Source organism: Pseudomonas sp. SH10-3B, from assembly GCF_019891415.1.
In the GTDB taxonomy this organism is placed as follows: domain Bacteria; phylum Pseudomonadota; class Gammaproteobacteria; order Pseudomonadales; family Pseudomonadaceae; genus Aquipseudomonas.
Genome location: NZ_JAFLXD010000029.1, coordinates 70,555 through 87,722, shown reverse-complemented (window position 1 = coordinate 87,722; position 17,168 = coordinate 70,555). Strand labels below are relative to the sequence as shown.

Annotated in this window: 17 protein-coding genes; 13 read left to right on the top strand and 4 right to left on the bottom strand. The window is 59.5% G+C overall.

The genetic code is table 11. The features are described from left to right. Window positions 1-399: 399 nt before the first annotated feature. The 11 genes from J1G35_RS20570 to J1G35_RS20520 all read left to right on the top strand — a co-directional run bounded on the left by J1G35_RS20570 (window position 400) and on the right by J1G35_RS20520 (window position 11,711). Window positions 400-879, top strand: a complete 480-nt coding sequence (locus J1G35_RS20570; protein WP_223015873.1) for a hypothetical protein — start codon at window positions 400-402, stop codon at window positions 877-879. Between the two features lie 287 nt (window positions 880-1,166). Continuing rightward, window positions 1,167-2,477, top strand: a complete 1,311-nt coding sequence (locus J1G35_RS20565; RefSeq protein WP_027606401.1) for a sugar ABC transporter substrate-binding protein — start codon at window positions 1,167-1,169, stop codon at window positions 2,475-2,477. Between the two features lie 134 nt (window positions 2,478-2,611). Beyond that, window positions 2,612-3,502 carry a sugar ABC transporter permease gene (locus J1G35_RS20560; protein ID WP_053135211.1) on the top strand — a complete coding sequence of 297 codons (891 nt, stop codon included), beginning with the start codon at window positions 2,612-2,614 and terminating at the stop codon, window positions 3,500-3,502. Between the two features lie 10 nt (window positions 3,503-3,512). Continuing rightward, window positions 3,513-4,343, top strand: a complete 831-nt coding sequence (locus J1G35_RS20555) for a carbohydrate ABC transporter permease (RefSeq protein WP_032886872.1) — start codon at window positions 3,513-3,515, stop codon at window positions 4,341-4,343. Between the two features lie 39 nt (window positions 4,344-4,382). Continuing rightward, on the top strand, window positions 4,383-5,486 hold the full coding sequence (ugpC, locus tag J1G35_RS20550) for a sn-glycerol-3-phosphate ABC transporter ATP-binding protein UgpC (protein ID WP_053135206.1): 1,104 nt from the start codon (window positions 4,383-4,385) through the stop codon (window positions 5,484-5,486). Between the two features lie 15 nt (window positions 5,487-5,501). After that, window positions 5,502-6,983 (top strand): mannitol dehydrogenase family protein, encoded by a 1,482-nt coding sequence (locus J1G35_RS20545; protein ID WP_223015872.1) that lies wholly within the window; start codon window positions 5,502-5,504, stop codon window positions 6,981-6,983. Between the two features lie 78 nt (window positions 6,984-7,061). Next, window positions 7,062-8,543 carry a xylulokinase gene (gene xylB / locus J1G35_RS20540; protein WP_223015871.1) on the top strand — a complete coding sequence of 494 codons (1,482 nt, stop codon included), beginning with the start codon at window positions 7,062-7,064 and terminating at the stop codon, window positions 8,541-8,543. Between the two features lie 12 nt (window positions 8,544-8,555). Then, window positions 8,556-9,494: a carbohydrate kinase gene (locus J1G35_RS20535; RefSeq protein ID WP_223015870.1), complete on the top strand. Its 939-nt coding sequence runs from the start codon at window positions 8,556-8,558 to the stop codon at window positions 9,492-9,494. Between the two features lie 213 nt (window positions 9,495-9,707). After that, complete coding sequence (locus J1G35_RS20530; protein ID WP_223015869.1) at window positions 9,708-10,070, top strand: hypothetical protein; 363 nt, start codon at window positions 9,708-9,710, stop codon at window positions 10,068-10,070. Between the two features lie 58 nt (window positions 10,071-10,128). Beyond that, complete coding sequence (locus J1G35_RS20525; protein WP_223015868.1) at window positions 10,129-11,343, top strand: hypothetical protein; 1,215 nt, start codon at window positions 10,129-10,131, stop codon at window positions 11,341-11,343. 98 nt (window positions 11,344-11,441) lie between these two features. After that, window positions 11,442-11,711 carry a DUF2790 domain-containing protein gene (locus tag J1G35_RS20520; RefSeq protein WP_053135191.1) on the top strand — a complete coding sequence of 90 codons (270 nt, stop codon included), beginning with the start codon at window positions 11,442-11,444 and terminating at the stop codon, window positions 11,709-11,711. Window positions 11,712-11,772: 61 nt separating this feature from the next. Here J1G35_RS20520 and J1G35_RS20515 read toward each other — a convergent pair whose 3' ends face one another. Both J1G35_RS20515 and ilvA read right to left on the bottom strand, forming a co-directional pair. Then, entirely contained in the window at window positions 11,773-12,042 is a 270-nt protein-coding gene (locus J1G35_RS20515; RefSeq protein WP_053135187.1) for a DUF1652 domain-containing protein, read from the bottom strand. A 233-nt stretch (window positions 12,043-12,275) separates the two neighbouring features. Beyond that, complete coding sequence (gene ilvA, locus J1G35_RS20510) at window positions 12,276-13,298, bottom strand: threonine ammonia-lyase, biosynthetic (RefSeq protein ID WP_223015867.1); 1,023 nt, start codon at window positions 13,296-13,298, stop codon at window positions 12,276-12,278. A 248-nt stretch (window positions 13,299-13,546) separates the two neighbouring features. Here ilvA and J1G35_RS20505 point away from each other — a divergent pair, with 248 nt between their 5' ends. Both J1G35_RS20505 and map read left to right on the top strand, forming a co-directional pair. After that, the gene (locus J1G35_RS20505; RefSeq protein ID WP_027606410.1) at window positions 13,547-13,747 is read left to right on the top strand and encodes a ParD-like family protein; all 201 of its coding nucleotides are present in this window, start codon (window positions 13,547-13,549) and stop codon (window positions 13,745-13,747) included. Then, complete coding sequence (gene map, locus J1G35_RS20500) at window positions 13,747-14,508, top strand: type I methionyl aminopeptidase (RefSeq protein ID WP_223015866.1); 762 nt, start codon at window positions 13,747-13,749, stop codon at window positions 14,506-14,508. The genes J1G35_RS20505 and map overlap by 1 nt, the downstream gene beginning before the upstream one ends. 84 nt (window positions 14,509-14,592) lie before the next feature. Here the strand turns inward: map and J1G35_RS20495 are convergent, their stop codons facing one another. Both J1G35_RS20495 and J1G35_RS20490 read right to left on the bottom strand, forming a co-directional pair. Continuing rightward, window positions 14,593-15,525 (bottom strand): magnesium transporter CorA family protein, encoded by a 933-nt coding sequence (locus tag J1G35_RS20495; RefSeq protein WP_053135181.1) that lies wholly within the window; start codon window positions 15,523-15,525, stop codon window positions 14,593-14,595. A gap of 6 nt (window positions 15,526-15,531) precedes the next feature. Beyond that, the gene (locus tag J1G35_RS20490; RefSeq protein WP_262417352.1) at window positions 15,532-17,118 is read right to left on the bottom strand and encodes a RimK family protein; all 1,587 of its coding nucleotides are present in this window, start codon (window positions 17,116-17,118) and stop codon (window positions 15,532-15,534) included. Window positions 17,119-17,168: the final 50 nt, after the last annotated feature.

Genomic DNA, 17,168 nt, shown 5'->3' with positions numbered 1-17,168 from the left:
CACAGCTACAACGACTATCGGTCGCCAATTGCGGAGGAAAGGTTGGCGGCGTGAACCTTAATCGGTGTCCAAGATTACTTGACCAGATCAAAGCGACTGCTACTGAAGACAGCGCTTTTGCCCGAACCTCCGTGAACAGACGCCCTCACCCGTGCAAAAGCAGCAGTCCACGTGTAGCCAAGGACTTGTCACATCTCATCTGAAGACCGTAATCATTGCCCTGCCCCTGGCGCAACAAATCGCGGACGCCAACAGCATTGCACGCCTGGGGCACTTTACCGCGAATCCCGTCGGTCGGAACTGGTAGTTCTCACAGTATCGCCATCGGAGGCCCCCTCCTTAAATGAGCGTGCACATCATTCCTGAATGACTGCGTTCACTTAATTCGAGGATCGAGAAATGAGCCAAACAACACATCAAACACTTAAAGAAAAATCCATCATCCACCATCGTGTCGTATTTGCCGACGAGGGCGAGAAACATGGATGGACAGGCGGCGGCAGTATCATTATTGACGATGTAAGTGGCAGAACAGCCTGGCTTGTCCAGAAGGCAAGCAGGATTTTCAGCGAAATCCTTCCTCCTCACAGTCAGCTGACCGTGCTTATTTATTGTCGTGTGCGCTTAACGGGCAGTTACTTGAAGGTAACGCATGCGGGGGGAACATATACTTCCCCCAATATTATGAGCAACTCCGACATGAACACTTATTGGGTAAGAAACGCCACAACCAATGGGGAAGGAAAGTTTTGGATAGACTTCGAAACCAGCAACGGCCAAGCCCTGCGAATCCATCAGGTGGAAGTCATGGGACCCGCCACCCACAAGGACACCGATGAGCCGCCGGTGATGAAGCTGCTGAAAGACGCGGCCCCCTGAGGAAAGATGAACGCCATGCAAAGGGTGCCAATACCATCACTTCATGGCGTCTTTCAACACCTGCCTGAGCAGCGCACCTGCAGATTTCCCTGGGCTTGAATATCGCGAGGGTCAAAAAGCAGCCCTCACCCGAGTGCAAAAAAGTATCAGTCCAAGTGCTCCCAAGGATTTGTCACACCGTCAATTGAAGGCTGTAATCAACGCACACTCTTCCTGACTCCCCGTAGGAAGACACAACAACAATAACTGTCCTTCTGTAGCCCCTGGGCGCGGAAATGGAGTGCGCGATGAAGTTCACAGCAAAAGCTCTGCTTGCCTGTACCTGTATGACCCTCAGCGCCGTCAGCCTTGGCGCGCAAACCCTGACCATTGCGACCGTCAACAACAGCGACATGATCCGCATGCAGAAGCTCTCGAAAACCTTCGAGGCCGAACATCCGGAGATCAAGCTGAACTGGGTGGTGCTCGAAGAAAACGTACTGCGCCAACGCCTGACCACCGACATTGCCACCCAAGGCGGGCAGTTCGATGTGTTGACCATCGGCATGTACGAAGCCGCACTCTGGGGCGCCAAGGGTTGGCTGGAACCGATGAAGGACCTGCCGGCGTCCTACGACCTCGACGACGTGTTCCCTTCCGTGCGTGACGGTCTGTCGGTCAAGGGTTCGCTGTACGCCCTGCCCTTCTATGCTGAAAGCTCCATCACCTATTACCGCACCGACCTGTTCAAGGACGCCGGGCTGAGCATGCCCGAGCACCCGACCTGGAGCCAGATCGGCGAATTCGCGGCCAAACTCACCGACAAGAGCAAAGAGCAATACGGCCTGTGCCTGCGTGGCAAAGCCGGTTGGGGTGAGAACATGGCGCTGATCACCACCCTGGCCAACGGCTACGGGGCGCGCTGGTTCGATGAGAAATGGCAGCCGGAATTCAACGGCCCAGAGTGGAAGGACGCGCTGAACTTCTACGTCGACAACATGAAGAAATCCGGACCGCCGGGTGCTTCCAGCAACGGTTTCAACGAAAACCTGGCGCTGTTCAACAGCGGCAAGTGCGCGATCTGGGTCGATGCCAGCGTCGCCGGCTCGTTCGTCACCGACAAGACCCAAAGCAAAGTGGCTGACCATGTCGGTTTCACCTTTGCCCCGCACGAAAAAACCGACAAAGGCACGTCGTGGCTGTACTCCTGGAGCCTGGCGATCCCGACCAGCTCCAAGGCCAAGGACGCCGCCAAGGTGTTCACCAGTTGGGCCACGTCCAAGGAATATGGCGCATTGGTCGCCAAGACCGACGGTGTTGCCAACGTGCCGCCAGGTACGCGCAAGTCGACCTACAGCGACGAGTACATGAAGGCCGCACCGTTCGCCAAGGTGACCCTGGAATCGCTGAAAGTCGCCGACCCGACCAAGCCGACCCTCAAGCCGGTGCCGTATATCGGTATCCAGTTGGTGACCATTCCTGAATTCCAGGCGATTGGGACCCAGGTCGGCAAGTTCTTCTCCGGCGCGCTGACCGGCCAGCAGACGGTCGATGCTGCACTGACCGCCGCGCAGACCACCACCGAGCGTGAAATGAAGCGGGCGGGTTACCCCAAGTAACCCCCGATCCTGTAGGAGCGAGCGTGCTCGCGAAAAAGGTACATCCGACGCCGCAAGGCGCCTGAAATACCTTCGCGAGCCAGCTCGCTCCTACAGGGGTTTTACGCACCTGTACCTGACTGGCCTTGATTATCATGAATACACCCTCCAAAAGCCGCCTGGCCAACCCCGGCTGGTTCCTCGTCACGCCTTCGGTCGCCATGCTGCTGCTGTGGATGATCGTGCCGTTGGGCATGACCCTGTACTTTTCACTGATCCGCTACAACCTGCTCTACCCCGGCGAGAACCAATTCGTGGGGCTGGAGAATTTCACGTACTTCATCACCGACTCGGGGTTCCTGCCCGGTGCCACCAATACGTTATTGCTGGTGGGCAGCGTGCTGCTGATCAGCGTGGTGTTCGGCGTGTTGATCAGTGCGCTGCTGGAGGCCAGTGAGTTCCTCGGGCGTGGCATCGTCCGGGTGCTGTTGATTTCGCCGTTCTTCATCATGCCCACCGTCGGTGCGCTGATCTGGAAGAACCTGATTTTCCACCCGGTGTCGGGAATTCTCGCCGCCGTGTGGAAGTTCTTCGGCGCCGAGCCGGTGGACTGGCTGGCGCACTATCCGCTGCTGTCGATCATCATCATCGTGTCGTGGCAGTGGCTGCCGTTCGCCATCCTGCTGCTGATGACCGCCATGCAGTCCCTCGACCAGGAACAAAAGGAAGCCGCACGCCTGGACGGTGCCGGCGCCATCGCGATTTTCTGGCACCTGACCCTGCCCCACCTGGCGCGCCCGATTGCCGTGGTGGTGATGATCGAAACGATCTTCCTGCTCTCGGTATTCGCCGAAATATTCACCACCACCAACGGTGGCCCCGGCTACGCGTCGACCAACCTCGCCTACCTGATCTACAACCAGGCGCTGGTGCAGTTCGACGTGGGCATGGCCTCGGCCGGCGGCTTGATTGCCGTGGTCATCGCCAATATCGCGGCGATCATCCTGGTGCGGATGATCGGCAAAAACCTGACTGACAAGCCTTGAGGGCCGCGCCATGACGCTTCAACAATCCCGCCGCCTGCAAAGCCTGTTGCTCGGCACCCTGGCCTGGGCCATCGCGATCCTGATTTTCTTCCCGATCTTCTGGATGGTGCTGACCAGCTTCAAGACCGAAATCGACGCGTTCGCCACGCCGCCGCAGTTCATCTTCACGCCGACGCTGGAGAACTACCTGCACATCAACGAGCGCAGCAACTACTTCAGCTATGCCTGGAACTCGGTGCTGATTTCATTCAGCGCCACCGCCCTGTGCCTGCTGATTTCGGTGCCGGCGGCCTACTCCATGGCGTTCTACGAAACCAAGCGCACCAAAGGTACGCTGCTGTGGATGCTGTCCACCAAGATGCTGCCGCCGGTGGGCGTGCTGATGCCGATCTACCTGCTGGCCAAGAGCTTTGGCCTGCTGGACACGCGCATTGCGCTGATCATCATCTACACCCTGATCAACCTGCCGATCGTGGTCTGGATGGTTTACACCTACTTCAAGGACATCCCCAAGGACATCCTCGAAGCCGCGCGCCTGGACGGCGCCACCCTGTGGCAGGAAATGGTCCGGGTGCTGCTGCCGATCGCCAAGGGCGGCCTGGCCTCCACGGTGTTGCTGTCGCTGATCCTGTGCTGGAACGAGGCCTTCTGGTCGTTGAACCTGACCTCGTCCAACGCCGCACCCTTGACCGCACTGATCGCCTCCTACTCCAGTCCCGAAGGCTTGTTCTGGGCCAAATTGTCTGCCGTCTCGACCCTGGCCTGCGCGCCGATCCTGATCTTTGGCTGGATCAGCCAGAAACAGCTGGTGCGCGGTTTGTCCTTCGGCGCCGTGAAATAACGGCCTTTCAATAAAAAATTCAAAGTGGAGGCCCATCCCATGGCCAACCTGAAAATCAAGAATCTGCAAAAAGGCTTCGAAGGTTTCTCGATCATCAAGGGCATCGACCTGGAAGTGAACGACAAGGAATTCGTGGTGTTCGTCGGCCCCTCGGGCTGCGGTAAATCGACCCTGCTGCGCCTGATCGCCGGCCTTGAAGAAGTCAGCGAAGGCACCATCGAACTGGATGGCCGCGACATCACCGAAGTGACCCCGGCCAAGCGCGACCTGGCGATGGTGTTCCAGACCTACGCCCTGTACCCGCACATGAGCGTGCGCAAGAACATGTCGTTTGCCCTGGACCTGGCCGGTGTCGACAAGAAGCTGGTGGAGAGCAAGGTCAACGAAGCGGCGCGCATCCTCGAACTGGGCCCGCTGCTGGAGCGCAAGCCCAAGCAACTCTCCGGTGGTCAGCGCCAGCGTGTGGCGATTGGCCGCGCGATTGTGCGCAACCCGAAGATCTTCCTGTTCGACGAGCCGTTGTCCAACCTCGACGCCGCCCTGCGCGTGCAGATGCGCCTGGAGCTGTCGCGCCTGCATAAAGAACTGCAAGCCACCATGATCTACGTGACCCACGATCAGGTTGAAGCCATGACCCTGGCCGACAAGGTGGTCGTGTTGAACAGCGGGCGTATCGAGCAGGTCGGCTCGCCGCTGGAGCTGTACCACCAGCCGGCCAACCTGTTTGTGGCGGGCTTTCTCGGCACGCCGAAAATGGGCTTCCTCAAGGGCAAGGTTACGCGCATCGAGGGCCAAGGCTGCGAGGTGCAACTGGACGCCGGCAGCACCATCAGCCTACCGCTCAGCGGCGCCACCCTGAGCGTGGGCAGTGCGGTGACCCTGGGCATTCGTCCGGAGCATCTGGAAATCGCCTCGCCTGGGCAAACCGCCCTGACCGTCACCGCCGACGTCGGCGAACGCCTGGGCAGCGACACCTTCTGCCACGTCATCACCTCGAGCGGCGAGCCGCTGACCATGCGGATTCGCGGCGACATGGCCAGCCAGTATGGCGAGACGCTGCACCTGCACCTGGACCCGGCGCACTGCCATCTGTTCGACACCGACGGTGTTGCCGTGGCCCGTCCACTGCGCGCTGCCGCCTGATTTGCGAGATTTGTGATGAAACTGAATAAACAGAACCTCACCCAGCTGGCGCCGGAAATCAAACTGCCGGCCTACGCCATTGCAAGTACCTCCCAGGGTATAGCCCATATCGGCGTCGGCGGCTTCCACCGCGCGCACCAGGCGTATTACACCGACGCGCTGATGAATACCGGCGAGGGCCTGGACTGGAGCATCTGCGGCGTCGGCCTGCGTGCCGAGGACCGCAAGGCCCGCGACGACCTGGCCGGCCAGGACTACCTGTTCACCCTGTACGAACTGGGCGACACCGACGACACCGAAGTGCGCGTGATCGGCTCGATCAGCGACATGCTGCTGGCCGAAGACAGCGCCCAGGCATTGATCGATAAACTCGCCAGTCCCGAGATTCGCATCGTTTCGCTGACCATCACCGAAGGCGGCTACTGCATCGACGACAGCAACGGCGAGTTCATGGCCCACCTGCCGCAGATCCAGCATGACCTGGCGCACCCCAGCGCGCCGAAAACCGTGTTCGGCTTTATCTGTGCGGCATTGACCCAGCGCCGCGCGGCCGGCGTCCCGGCGTTTACCGTGATGTCCTGCGATAACCTGCCGCACAACGGCGCCGTCACGCGCAAGGCGCTGCTGGCCTTCGCCGCCCTGCACAATGCCGAGCTACATGACTGGATCAAGGCCCATGTGAGCTTCCCGAACGCCATGGTCGACCGCATCACGCCGATGACCAGCACCGCCCACCGCTTGCAACTGCACGATGAACACGGCATCGACGACGCCTGGCCAGTTGTTTGCGAACCCTTTGTGCAGTGGGTGCTGGAAGACAAATTCGTCAACGGCCGCCCGGCGTGGGAAAAGGTCGGCGTGCAGTTCACCGACGATGTGACGCCCTATGAAGAGATGAAGATCGGCTTGCTCAACGGCAGCCACCTGGCCCTGACCTACCTGGGGTTTCTCAAGGGTTATCGGTTTGTGCACGAGACCATGAACGACCCGCTGTTCGTGGCCTACATGCGCGCCTACATGGACCTCGACGTCACGCCAAACCTGGCGCCGGTGCCGGGCATCGACCTGAGCGACTACAAGCAGACCCTGGTGGACCGCTTCTCCAACCAGGCGATTGCCGACCAGTTGGAACGGGTGTGTTCGGACGGCTCGTCGAAGTTTCCCAAGTTCACCGTGCCGACCATCAACCGCCTGATAGCCGATGGGCGCGAGACCGAGCGTGCGGCGCTGGTGGTCGCGGCCTGGGCCTTGTATTTGAAGGGCGTGGATGAGAATGGCGTGAACTATAAAATCCCCGACCCGCGTGCGGAATTCTGCCAGGGGCTGGTGAGTGATGAGGCGTTGATCAGCCAGCGACTGCTGGGAGTGGAAGAGATTTTTGGCACGGCTATTCCCAACTCGCCTGAGTTTGTGGCAGCGTTCGAGCGGTGCTATGGGAGCCTGCGTGATAACGGCGTCACCGAAACCCTACAGAACCTCCTGAAGAAACCGGTTTAAATGTGGGAGGGGCCAAGCCCCCTCCCACACTGGACCGGGTTGCCAATCCAAAAAAATAACACTGCTGAGCACACCCTCATGACCCAGCAAAACCTGTTCCTCGGCATCGACTGCGGCACCCAAGGCACCAAGGCCATCGTCCTCGACGCCTCCAGCGGCAAGGTGCTGGGCCTGGGCGCCGCCGCGCACACCCTGATCAGCGGCGCCAATGGCCGGCGCGAACAGCACACCCAGGAATGGCTGGACGCCTTTACCGAAGCCACCCACCGCGCCTTGCAACAGGCCGGCGTGGACGGCCAGGACATCCTCGGCATCGGCGTGTCCGGCCAGCAGCACGGCCTGGTGTTGCTGGATGACAGCGGCCAGGTGCTGCGCCCGGCCAAGCTGTGGTGCGACACCGAAACCGCGCCGGAGAACGAGCGCCTGCTGGCCTACCTGGGCGGCGAGAGTGGCTCGCTGGAGCGCCTGGGCGTGGCGATTGCGCCGGGCTACACCGTGTCGAAACTGCTGTGGACCCGCGAGCAGCACCCAGACATCTTCGCGCGCATCGCCCATGTCCTGCTGCCCCACGACTACCTCAACTACTGGCTCACCGGCCGCGCCGTCGCCGAATACGGCGATGCCTCGGGCACCGGTTACTTCAACGTGCGCACCCGCACCTGGGATGTGGCGCTGCTCAAGCACATCGATCCCAGCGGCCGCCTTGAAGCTGCGTTACCGGCGTTGATCGACGCCGATCAAACCGTGGGCAGCATTTTGCCGGCCATCGCCGAACGCCTGGGCATCAACCCCAAGGCCATCGTCTCCAGCGGCGGCGGCGACAACATGATGGGCGCCATCGGCACCGGCAATATCGCCCCCGGCGTCATCACCATGAGCCTGGGTTCATCGGGCACGGTCTACGCCTATGCCGACCAACCCAACGTGAGTCCGCAGGCCTCGGTCGCCACCTTCTGCTCGTCCAGCGGCGGCTGGCTGCCGTTGATCTGCACGATGAACCTGACCAACGCCACCGGGGTGATCCGCGAGCTGTTCGAACTGGACCTCAACGCCTTCAACGCACTGGTCGAGCAAGCCCCGATTGGCGCCGATGGCGTGAGCATGCTGCCGTTCCTCAACGGCGAACGCGTACCTGCCCTGCCCCACGCCACCGGCAGCCTGCATGGGCTGACCATGACCAACCTGACCCGTGCCAACCTGTGCCGGGCCGTGGTCGAAGGCACCACCTTCGGCCTGCGCTACGGCCTCGACCTGCTGCGCCAGACCGGCCTGCAAAGCCAGAGTATCCGCCTGATCGGCGGCGGTTCTAAAAGTCCGGTGTGGCGGCAGATGGTCGCCGACATCATGAACACCGAAGTAATCTGCACCGAACAAAGCGAAGCCGCTGCCCTGGGCGCGGCGATCCAGGCGGCGTGGAGCCAGTCCGGCGAATCCCTGGCCAGCCTGTGCGACAAATGCGTGAGCGTCGACCTCGCCAGCCGGACCCTGCCGGTGGCGGCCAGTGTCAGCGCCTATCAACTGGCTTACGAGCGCTATCAACAACACGTGGCAACCCTTTAAGAGCGAACGACTATGTATTTGGTGTGTGGTGAAGCGCTGTTTGATTTTTTCAGTGAGGACGATGCCAGCGGGCAGGCCTCCAAGGTCAATTACAAGGCAATTGCCGGTGGCTCACCGTTCAACGTCGCGGTGGGCTTGCGCCGCCTGGGCATCGAGGCAGGGCTGTTCGGCGGCCTATCCAGCGACTTCCTCGGGCGCCGGCTGTTGCAAGTACTCAAGGATGAAGGCGTCAGCGAGCAGTTCCTGCTGGAGTTTGCCGCGCCGACCACCTTATCGATGGTCGCCGTGGGCGCCGACGGCTCACCGCAGTACAACTTCCGTGGTGAAGGCTGTGCGGATCGGCTGCTGGAGTTCGCACATTTACCGGTACTCGGCGATGAGATTCGCGGGCTGCATGTCGGCTCGTTCTCACTGGTGGTGCAGCCCATCGGCGACACCCTGCTGAACCTGGTCCAGCGCGAAAGCGGCAAGCGCCTGATCAGCCTCGACCCCAACGTACGCCTCAATCCGCAGCCGGATATCCAGCTGTGGCGCGACCGCGTCGCCGAGCTGGCCAAGCATGCCGACCTGATCAAGGTCAGCGATGAAGACCTGCACCTGCTCTACCCCGACCAGTCGCCGGAAAGCGTGCTGCAAGGCTGGCTGCAACACCGCTGCCAACTGGTGTTCCTGACCCGAGGCGGCGAAGGCGCCAGTGTGTTCAGCCGCCAGCACGGCAGCTGGTCGCAACCGGCACAGAGCGTGGTGATGGCCGATACCGTGGGTGCCGGGGATACCTTCCAGGCGGCATTGATTGCCTGGTTGACGGAGCAACAGCTGGACTCGGTGGAGGGCCTGCAACAGCTGACCCGTGCGCAGATCGACGCCATGCTCGGCTTTGCCATCCGTGCCGCCGCATTGACGTGTGGCAAGACCGGGCCGGACCTGCCGTATCGGCGGCAGTTGGGCTGAAGCACTCGCCACCCCGGCAATCTCTAATCTTGAGATGCCCAGGGTCCGCTTCGCAGGAAGAGGACCCGCCTTCTCCATACCTTTTTTCAGGTGAGCACAAGCTGTCAAGTTTGACAGTTGCGTGTGCTATCGATTGTGCATTTAATTTATTTCACACCCCGATAGCCAGGAACAGGGTCGTTCCATCGCAACGCTCTAATAGGGAAACCAAAGATGGCTCACTTAAGTCTCCACCACTTACTTAACGGCGATCCAAAAACAATCAACTTTGCGACTGTGCAGGAAAACCATCGCCACAGCACCTCATCGCGTAGCAGGCGAAAATATATCCTGTTCCATTGTGTTTTAGCGCTACTGACTATTTCTTCATTACCGGCACACTCTAAGAATCTAACCAAGCTTTGCAAGGCAACGCCCGAACAACTCAGCCAACTCAATGACCCGGCTTTTATCGCGAAAATTTTAAAGTATAAAAATAAATACAACCTTCAGACAAAAGAAAAAAACATCCCACCCGAGTCTCCTTCCCAACGGCAGGCACGGCTGTGCACCCCCCGTGCAAACCGTTCTTCATAACCTCACAAAGCCATAGTCAATCAGGAATAAACCACGCCCCCACAAGGAAGAGCCCATCATGATTAGCGCCTGCAAAGCCAAACATATATTGGCCGTCGCCTTAGTTGCATCCGCCTGTAAAACCACTGCAATGGCGGCGCTCGTTGCGATAACGCCGGCAGCCGGATTGCAGTGCGATGTTTCAGATATCAATAATAGTGGCGTGACAGTGGGTAATTGCAGCACCGGGAATGCAGCAATCCCCAACCAGCCCTGGGTGGCCCCTACGCCTGGTACCGCTGTTATTTTACCGCGCCTTGCACCCAGTCAACCTTGCAGCGTCGGGGTTATCAGTAACGCAGGATGGATCGCGGGAGAATGCGGCAGCCCGACGGGTGCCCAGTATGGCGTCACATGGGATGCCAACGACCTGGGAAGCGGCATTCTTCGGTTCAACCCGAGACCCGGGTTGATTGGTCTGTTTCCAGATGTCAGTACACGCATAGCAGCCATGAACCAACGTGGCGATGTACTGGGGTCCAGTATTGATCGGTCGGGTGACTCGACCGTTGTATTGTGGGCAGCAGGCACCGAGTCACCTCTGGACGTGTCCAGCGCCAGGGATAATTGCAGCGGCGTGGATATCAGCACTCCTGTGGGCTCTGGCCGCCCTGCGGCTGCGATCAACTGCCCGAACTCAATTGGTACACAGACGGGTAAAATTGCCCAGCACAACGGGCTGTTGTATGTCGCAACCCAACTGCCCACGCCTGCCGGAGCGCTGACTTGTGTAGTGACCGGCATCAACAATCTGCTAAGGGTGGTGGGCGGCTGCCAGTATTCAACCGCGCCCTTTCTCAGGGCCGCATTCTGGGCCTCTCCAAACGCTGCACCGACGTCAGTGCCAAGCCTTACCACCAGCAGCGTCAGCATCGCAACGTCGCTGAACAATTCAGGGCAAGTCGTTGTGACCTACGAGGACGTCAATGGCAATATCAGCAGTGCATTTTGGGATACCACTGCCGGTACCGTGACGGCTATTGCAGCTTTCACCAGCGGGGTGGGAAGTTCAGGCGTTGCGCTGGCAGATAATGGCACCGTGCTAGTTATCGGTGCCAACAGTCAGACAGACACTGAAAGTGCGACATGGACAGCGGCGACTGGCTTGCAATCTTTTGGCTTCTACAACTCGGGCAAGAACACGTCAATTGGCGCCATCTCCCAAGACGGCAGCAAGATTGCCGGCAGTGCCGAGGACAGCACCCAAACCAACATTGCTGTTCGGGTGCAGTGACAGGCGCCAGATGAAGGTTTTGTCAGCCAGGCAAAAATTAATCGATGGTTAATCCCGCAAGTCGAGAGTGAAGTTGTACCCACTTGCGGAGCACCACCATGAAACTGCATACCTTATTGCTCAGCGGCGCCCTGGCGCTGGCTGCGGTGTCGGGCCTGGCTCAGGCTGACGATCAAACCCAGGCGGTCAAACCCGTGCCTTATCATTACGGCATGCCGATGAACATTGCCAAGGTCCTGGCCATGAACGAAACCCCCACTGACGACTGCAAAGTCATCAAGGCGGATATCAAGTTCCTGGACAAAGCGGGCAAAGTGGAAGACGTGAGCTACCGGAAAATGTCCGAAGCCTGCGATTTCCAGAATTGATGGGCGAACGTAAACAGCATTGGGCCTGGCATTTACCAGGCCCACCGTTCACATCCAACGATCAGTAGTGACCCCGTCCGGCGACTCTTTGCTGGGCCGGTGATTGGGTCTGTTTCAGGTCTTCACGCAACCCGGCGATCAGGTTGCAAATGGCGCGACTGCTGTCGAGCTTGTCAGCGTTGATTCCTTTGACTTCCAAATCCACCCGATCACGGTCGCGGTCGTCATAGACCTTGATCGTCAGCGAAGCGTCTTCGGCTTTGGTGCATTCGCACCGCTTAGGCAGGAAACTTCCTTCAATAATGCTGCGAAGTTCTAATTCCGAAAGCATGGCCAACCTCTCCTTTTCTGAGACTGCCAATCGATTGTTTTAAGCCTGGCAAGCAGGTGCCTACCGCGTCTTGCCGACCCTGGCAGACGCTTACCTTCACCAGCCTACTCGGCAAAATCCACTTTCGTTGTAACTTTTCTTCATAAGTATCTTGGCGTTTTATATACCTTAAACCACGATGTTTAAATCATCGTCGAACCGCTTCGATTAATCGTTTAACCCCAGACTTCGAATTACACGCGGCCTTGTGCTGCCACTCTTTCAGCAACATATCGCAAACTATCAAAGTTGATATTGGCGCCTGAATTAACCGCAACCAACGTCTGCCCCCTCACCCCACGGCTGGCCACGTACTTGCGCCCCCCCGCCACCGCCAGTGCACCGGAAGGCTCGGTGATGGAGCGGGTATCGTCGTAGATCAACTTCATCGCGCTGCACAGTTCGTCATTGCTGACGGTGATCACTTCATCCACCCAGTCGCGGCAGATTTCAAAACCAAAAGCGCCGATCTGCGCTACCGCCGTGCCATCGGCAAACCCGTCGACACTGGGCAGAACCACGCGCTCTCCGGCCCGCAGCGCCGCGAGCAGGCAACTGGAGCCTTCGGGCTCGACACCGATGATGCGTACCTCGGGCCGCAGGTATTTGACGTAGGCCGCGATCCCGGCAATCAGCCCGCCGCCGCCCACCGGCACGAAGATCGCGTCCAACGGGCCCTGCTGCTGTCGCAGAATTTCCATGGCCACGGTGCCTTGGCCGGCGATCACCTCGGGGTCATCGAAGGGCGACACGAACGTGCAGCCGGTCGTCTCGGCCAGTTGCAGCGCATGGGCCAGGGCAAACGGGAAACTCTCGCCGTGCAGCACCGCCTCGGCGCCTCGGGAGCGCACGCCGAGCACCTTTAATTCAGGGGTCGTGCTGGGCATGACGATCCGTGCCTGTATCCCCAGCTCCCGTGCGGCCAGCGCCACACCCTGGGCATGGTTGCCCGCCGATGCGGTGACCACGCCCCGTGCCTTCTGCTCGGCAGTGAGCTGCACCAACTTGTTGTAGGCGCCGCGGATCTTGAAGGAAAAAGTCGGTTGCAGGTCTTCGCGCTTGAGCAGCACCTGGTTGCCCAGCAATGCCGACAGCGCCGGCGCAGCTTGCAGGGGCGTGCGCACCGCCAGGTCGTAGACCGGGGCGGCGAGGATCTTTTTCACATAGTGTTCAAGCAATGCCGTATCAGCGGTGTGGGGGGCGGGGCACGTGCTCATGGGGTGTCTCCTGGTTGTTAAGGGCCCTGGAGACGGAAAAACAAAACCCGCCTCTAAGGCGGGTTTGGGTGCAGCCGTGTGCTATCCCGCCATGTGAGGAATGGCGGTAATAATGCTTGGCTGGCTGCGGAAGGCTTGATAAGTCATGCCAGGAAATTAACCGGCCATCCGGATCAAGTCAACATCCTGTTTACTGGCAGCATACGAAACATATACGATTCGTATATCCCGCCACTACAGTGAAGACCATGGGCATCGTCAAGATCAGCGACCAACTGCACGAACAACTCCGTCTGGCCAGTGCGGCCATGGACCGCTCCATCAACGCCCAGGCCGAGTTCTGGATCAAGGTCGGCCTGCTCGCCGAACTGAACCCCAGCCTGCCCTACCACGAGTTGATCAACAAACTGCTGCTGGACAAGCCCGACCTGATCCGGGGGCGCAGCTGATGATCAAGACCGCCGCCCAACTGGCTGTCATGCGCGAATCCGGGCGCCTGCTGGCCAAAGTGTTCGACATGCTCGACGGGTTTGTCACCGCCGACCGTTCCACCCTGGAGCTGGACAGCGCCGTCGAAGCCTTCATCCGTAACGATCTGCAGGCCCGCCCCGCCAGCCTCGGACAATATGACTACCCGTTCTCCATCAACACCTCGATCAACGAGGTGGTGTGCCACGGCATGCCCAGCGCCAAGGAGATCCTCAAGGACGGCGACATTATCAACATCGACATCACCCTGGAAAAAGGTGGCTTTATCGCCGACTCCAGCAAGATGTACATGATCGGCAACGTTGCCCCCAAGGCGCGGCGCCTGGTGGAAATGACCTTTGAGGCGATGTGGGCCGGGATCCGCCAGGTCAAGCCCGGCGCGCGCCTGGGCGATATCGGCCATGCGATCCAGAGCCATGCACAGGCCAATGGCTACAGCGTGGTGCGTGAATACTGCGGCCATGGCATCGGCAAGCAGATGCATGAAGAGCCGCAAATCCTGCACTTCGGCCGTCCCGGTACCGGGCTGGAATTGCGCGAAGGCATGGTGTTTACCATCGAACCGATGCTTAACCAGGGCAGTTCCAAGGTGCGCAGCCTGAAAGACGGCTGGACAGTAGTGACCAAGGACAACAGCCTGTCGGCGCAGTGGGAACATACCGTGGCGGTGACGGCGGATGGCTTTGAAGTGCTGACCCTGCAAACACAGCCAGGCGAATAACCTGTGGCGAGCGGGCTTGTCCCGCGTTGGGCTGCGCAGCAGCCCCAAACCAGGCGCAGAGGCGTGCCTGATGCATCGCCACCTTCACATCGTCGCGCCCGCCATCCGCTTGAGCACTAGCACCATCAAACCTGCCCCCAACCCCATCGCAGCCAGGAACAACGGGTACGACACCCACCACGGCGTACCCGCCGTCATCATGCTGAACTCCGACATACCGCCAATGCTGGCGATCAGGTTGAGCGGCAGGAACACCACGTTGATCAGCGTGAGCTTGCGCAACAGGTTGTTCATGCTGTTGTTCATCAGGTTGCCGCGCGCATCGATCAGCCCGGAAAACACGTTGGAATAGATCTCGGCCTGTTTGTAGCACTGATGGTTCTCAATGATCAGATCATCGATCAGGCCGAGGATCTCGGCACTGAAGTGCTCCTTTTCCCCATGGTTGCGCAGCCGCGACAGCACGGCGCCGTTGCTGTGCAGCGCGTTGATGTAATAGATCAGGCTTTCGCTGAGGCTGAACATCTGCATCAGGTGATGGTTGCTCATGGACGCGTTGAACTGCTGCTGCAACTCCCGTGCAACCAGCTTGATCACCTTGAGGTGGCCCAGGTAGTGGTGGATGTTGTTGAGCAGCAGGTCAAGCAATACGTCCAGCGGCGTGTGCAACGGCCGGCGCTGGCCCAGGCCACTCAGTGGGGTTTCATCGGTGGCGATCACCAGCAGGCGGCCGGGTGAAAACAGCAGGCCGCACGACGCCACTTCGAACACCAGGTTGCCGCCACCGGAATAGTTCTCCGGGCGCTTCCAGATCAGGAACAGGTTGTCGGGGTGAAATTCGATGCGTGAGACTTCGTCCGGGTCGAGCGCCGACGCCAACGCGTGCTCGTCGAGCTTGTGGTGATCGCGCAGCCACTCGCGCTCGGCCAGGTCGGGGTTGTTGAACAACAGGATCGGGGCCGCATCGCTATCCCCGCTGCGCAGCTTTCCATCGGTCAGTTCAAAGCGCTGAATCATCGCGCGTCACCAGACCTGGCCCTGGCGTTTCAACTCCAGGCGCCGCACGAACTCTTCCAGCACCAGGCTGTACAGGTCGTCCTGCAAGTAGGCATCTTCGATGCCGGCATCGAGGTTGGGGTTGTCGTTGACCTCAATCACTACCACCTTGTCGCCGGACTGCTTGAGATCCACACCGTAAAGGCCGTCGCCGATCAGGTTGGCGGTCTTCACCGCCAGTTCCACCACCGCCTTGGGCGCTTCATGGACGGCCAGGGTGCGGCATTCGCCGTTGATGGCCTGGCCGATGGCCTTGTGGTTATAGATCTGCCAGTGGCCCTTGGACATGAAGTACTGGCAGGCGAAGATCGGTTTGCGGTTGAGTACGCCGATGCGCCAGTCGTACTCGGTGTAGAAGAATTCCTGAGCCAGCAGCAGCACCGAATGCTCGAACAACTCGGCGGTGGCCTTGAGCAAGGCTTCCTGGCTTTCGACCTTGATCACGCCACGGGAGAAACACCCGTCGGGAATCTTCAACACCAGCGGAAACCCGAGGCGCTCGCCGACCCGTTCGAAATCTTCCGGTCGCTCCTTGTAGAGAATCTCGGTGGCGGGCATGCCCAGGTGATGGCTGTTGAGCAGGTCGGTGAGGTAGACCTTGTTGGTGCAGCGCAGGATCGAGGCGGGGTCGTCCATCACCACCAGGCCTTCGCTTTCGGCTTTCTTCGCGAAGCGATAGGTATGGTTGTCGACGCTGGTGGTCTCGCGGATCAGCAAGGCGTCGTATTCGGCCAGGCGCGCGTAGTCCTTGCGCTCGATCAGCTCCACATCAATGCCCAGGCCCTTGCCCACGCGGATGAAATTCTCCAAGGCCCGGGCGTTGGACGGTGGCAACTGCTCCTGTGGATCGTGCAGGATCGCCAGGTCATAACGGGCCAGGCGGCGTGAACGGGGTTGGCGCCAGATCTTGCGGCTGAAGTTATCAAGGGCATGGGCGAATTGATCTTCCTGGTCGTCGCGCAACTTGTGCAGTACGCCGGACTTCACCCCTTCGATATGCCAACCGTTGTTCTTTCTGAATTCAACTAAGAGAATCGGGCTGGGAAAGGTTTCAAACAACTGACGGGCCAATTCCTGCAACGGTTCTATATTGGTCCTGCCGAAGTAGAGTGTCAGGGTAAACCCTTCGGTATTACTGTAGAGGTGATGACTCAAGGCTTTATCAAGGGTTTTATCCAAGTCATCCAGCGCCAGGCCGTACAGCGACTTCTTAGTCAGTTCGCTGATGGTGCGCACCGAGGGAATCACCTTGTGCCCGCGCGCTTCAGCCAGCAACGAGCAGTAGTAGCCGTGCCCCAGGTACTTGTAGCTGCGGCACAGGTTGATCACCTGCACACGCTTGCCTGTGTCGTTCTGCCAGGTTTGCTCCAGGTATTCCTGGGCGGTGACGATGTCTTCGCTGGGAAAGTAGGAGGCCCAATCTTCCTTGCGTTCAACAATGATCAGCACTTGACTGTTACTTCGAGGCGGCACCGAAAAAAATCCCTTCGAAGTTATTGTCGCCGCGACACTTTGCTCGGATACTTCACGCCAATGACCTTGTACCGCCGACATAATATTTGATCCGCTTTAGAGAACTCGACCTTTTCTATTAAGCACGATCT

Bases quoted from the DNA above. Each gene is read 5' to 3' on its own strand.
- J1G35_RS20570 (WP_223015873.1), top strand. From the start codon at position 400: ATGAGCCAAACAACACATCAAACACTTAAAGAAAAATCCATCATCCAC.
- J1G35_RS20565 (WP_027606401.1), top strand. From the start codon at position 1,167: ATGAAGTTCACAGCAAAAGCTCTGCTTGCCTGTACCTGTATGACCCTC.
- J1G35_RS20560 (WP_053135211.1), top strand. From the start codon at position 2,612: ATGAATACACCCTCCAAAAGCCGCCTGGCCAACCCCGGCTGGTTCCTC.
- J1G35_RS20555 (WP_032886872.1), top strand. From the start codon at position 3,513: ATGACGCTTCAACAATCCCGCCGCCTGCAAAGCCTGTTGCTCGGCACC.
- ugpC (WP_053135206.1), top strand. From the start codon at position 4,383: ATGGCCAACCTGAAAATCAAGAATCTGCAAAAAGGCTTCGAAGGTTTC.
- J1G35_RS20545 (WP_223015872.1), top strand. From the start codon at position 5,502: ATGAAACTGAATAAACAGAACCTCACCCAGCTGGCGCCGGAAATCAAA.
- xylB (WP_223015871.1), top strand. From the start codon at position 7,062: ATGACCCAGCAAAACCTGTTCCTCGGCATCGACTGCGGCACCCAAGGC.
- J1G35_RS20535 (WP_223015870.1), top strand. From the start codon at position 8,556: ATGTATTTGGTGTGTGGTGAAGCGCTGTTTGATTTTTTCAGTGAGGAC.
- J1G35_RS20530 (WP_223015869.1), top strand. From the start codon at position 9,708: ATGGCTCACTTAAGTCTCCACCACTTACTTAACGGCGATCCAAAAACA.
- J1G35_RS20525 (WP_223015868.1), top strand. From the start codon at position 10,129: ATGATTAGCGCCTGCAAAGCCAAACATATATTGGCCGTCGCCTTAGTT.
- J1G35_RS20520 (WP_053135191.1), top strand. From the start codon at position 11,442: ATGAAACTGCATACCTTATTGCTCAGCGGCGCCCTGGCGCTGGCTGCG.
- J1G35_RS20515 (WP_053135187.1), bottom strand. From the start codon at position 12,042: ATGCTTTCGGAATTAGAACTTCGCAGCATTATTGAAGGAAGTTTCCTG.
- ilvA (WP_223015867.1), bottom strand. From the start codon at position 13,298: ATGAGCACGTGCCCCGCCCCCCACACCGCTGATACGGCATTGCTTGAA.
- J1G35_RS20505 (WP_027606410.1), top strand. From the start codon at position 13,547: ATGGGCATCGTCAAGATCAGCGACCAACTGCACGAACAACTCCGTCTG.
- map (WP_223015866.1), top strand. From the start codon at position 13,747: ATGATCAAGACCGCCGCCCAACTGGCTGTCATGCGCGAATCCGGGCGC.
- J1G35_RS20495 (WP_053135181.1), bottom strand. From the start codon at position 15,525: ATGATTCAGCGCTTTGAACTGACCGATGGAAAGCTGCGCAGCGGGGAT.
- J1G35_RS20490 (WP_262417352.1), bottom strand. From the start codon at position 17,118: ATGTCGGCGGTACAAGGTCATTGGCGTGAAGTATCCGAGCAAAGTGTC.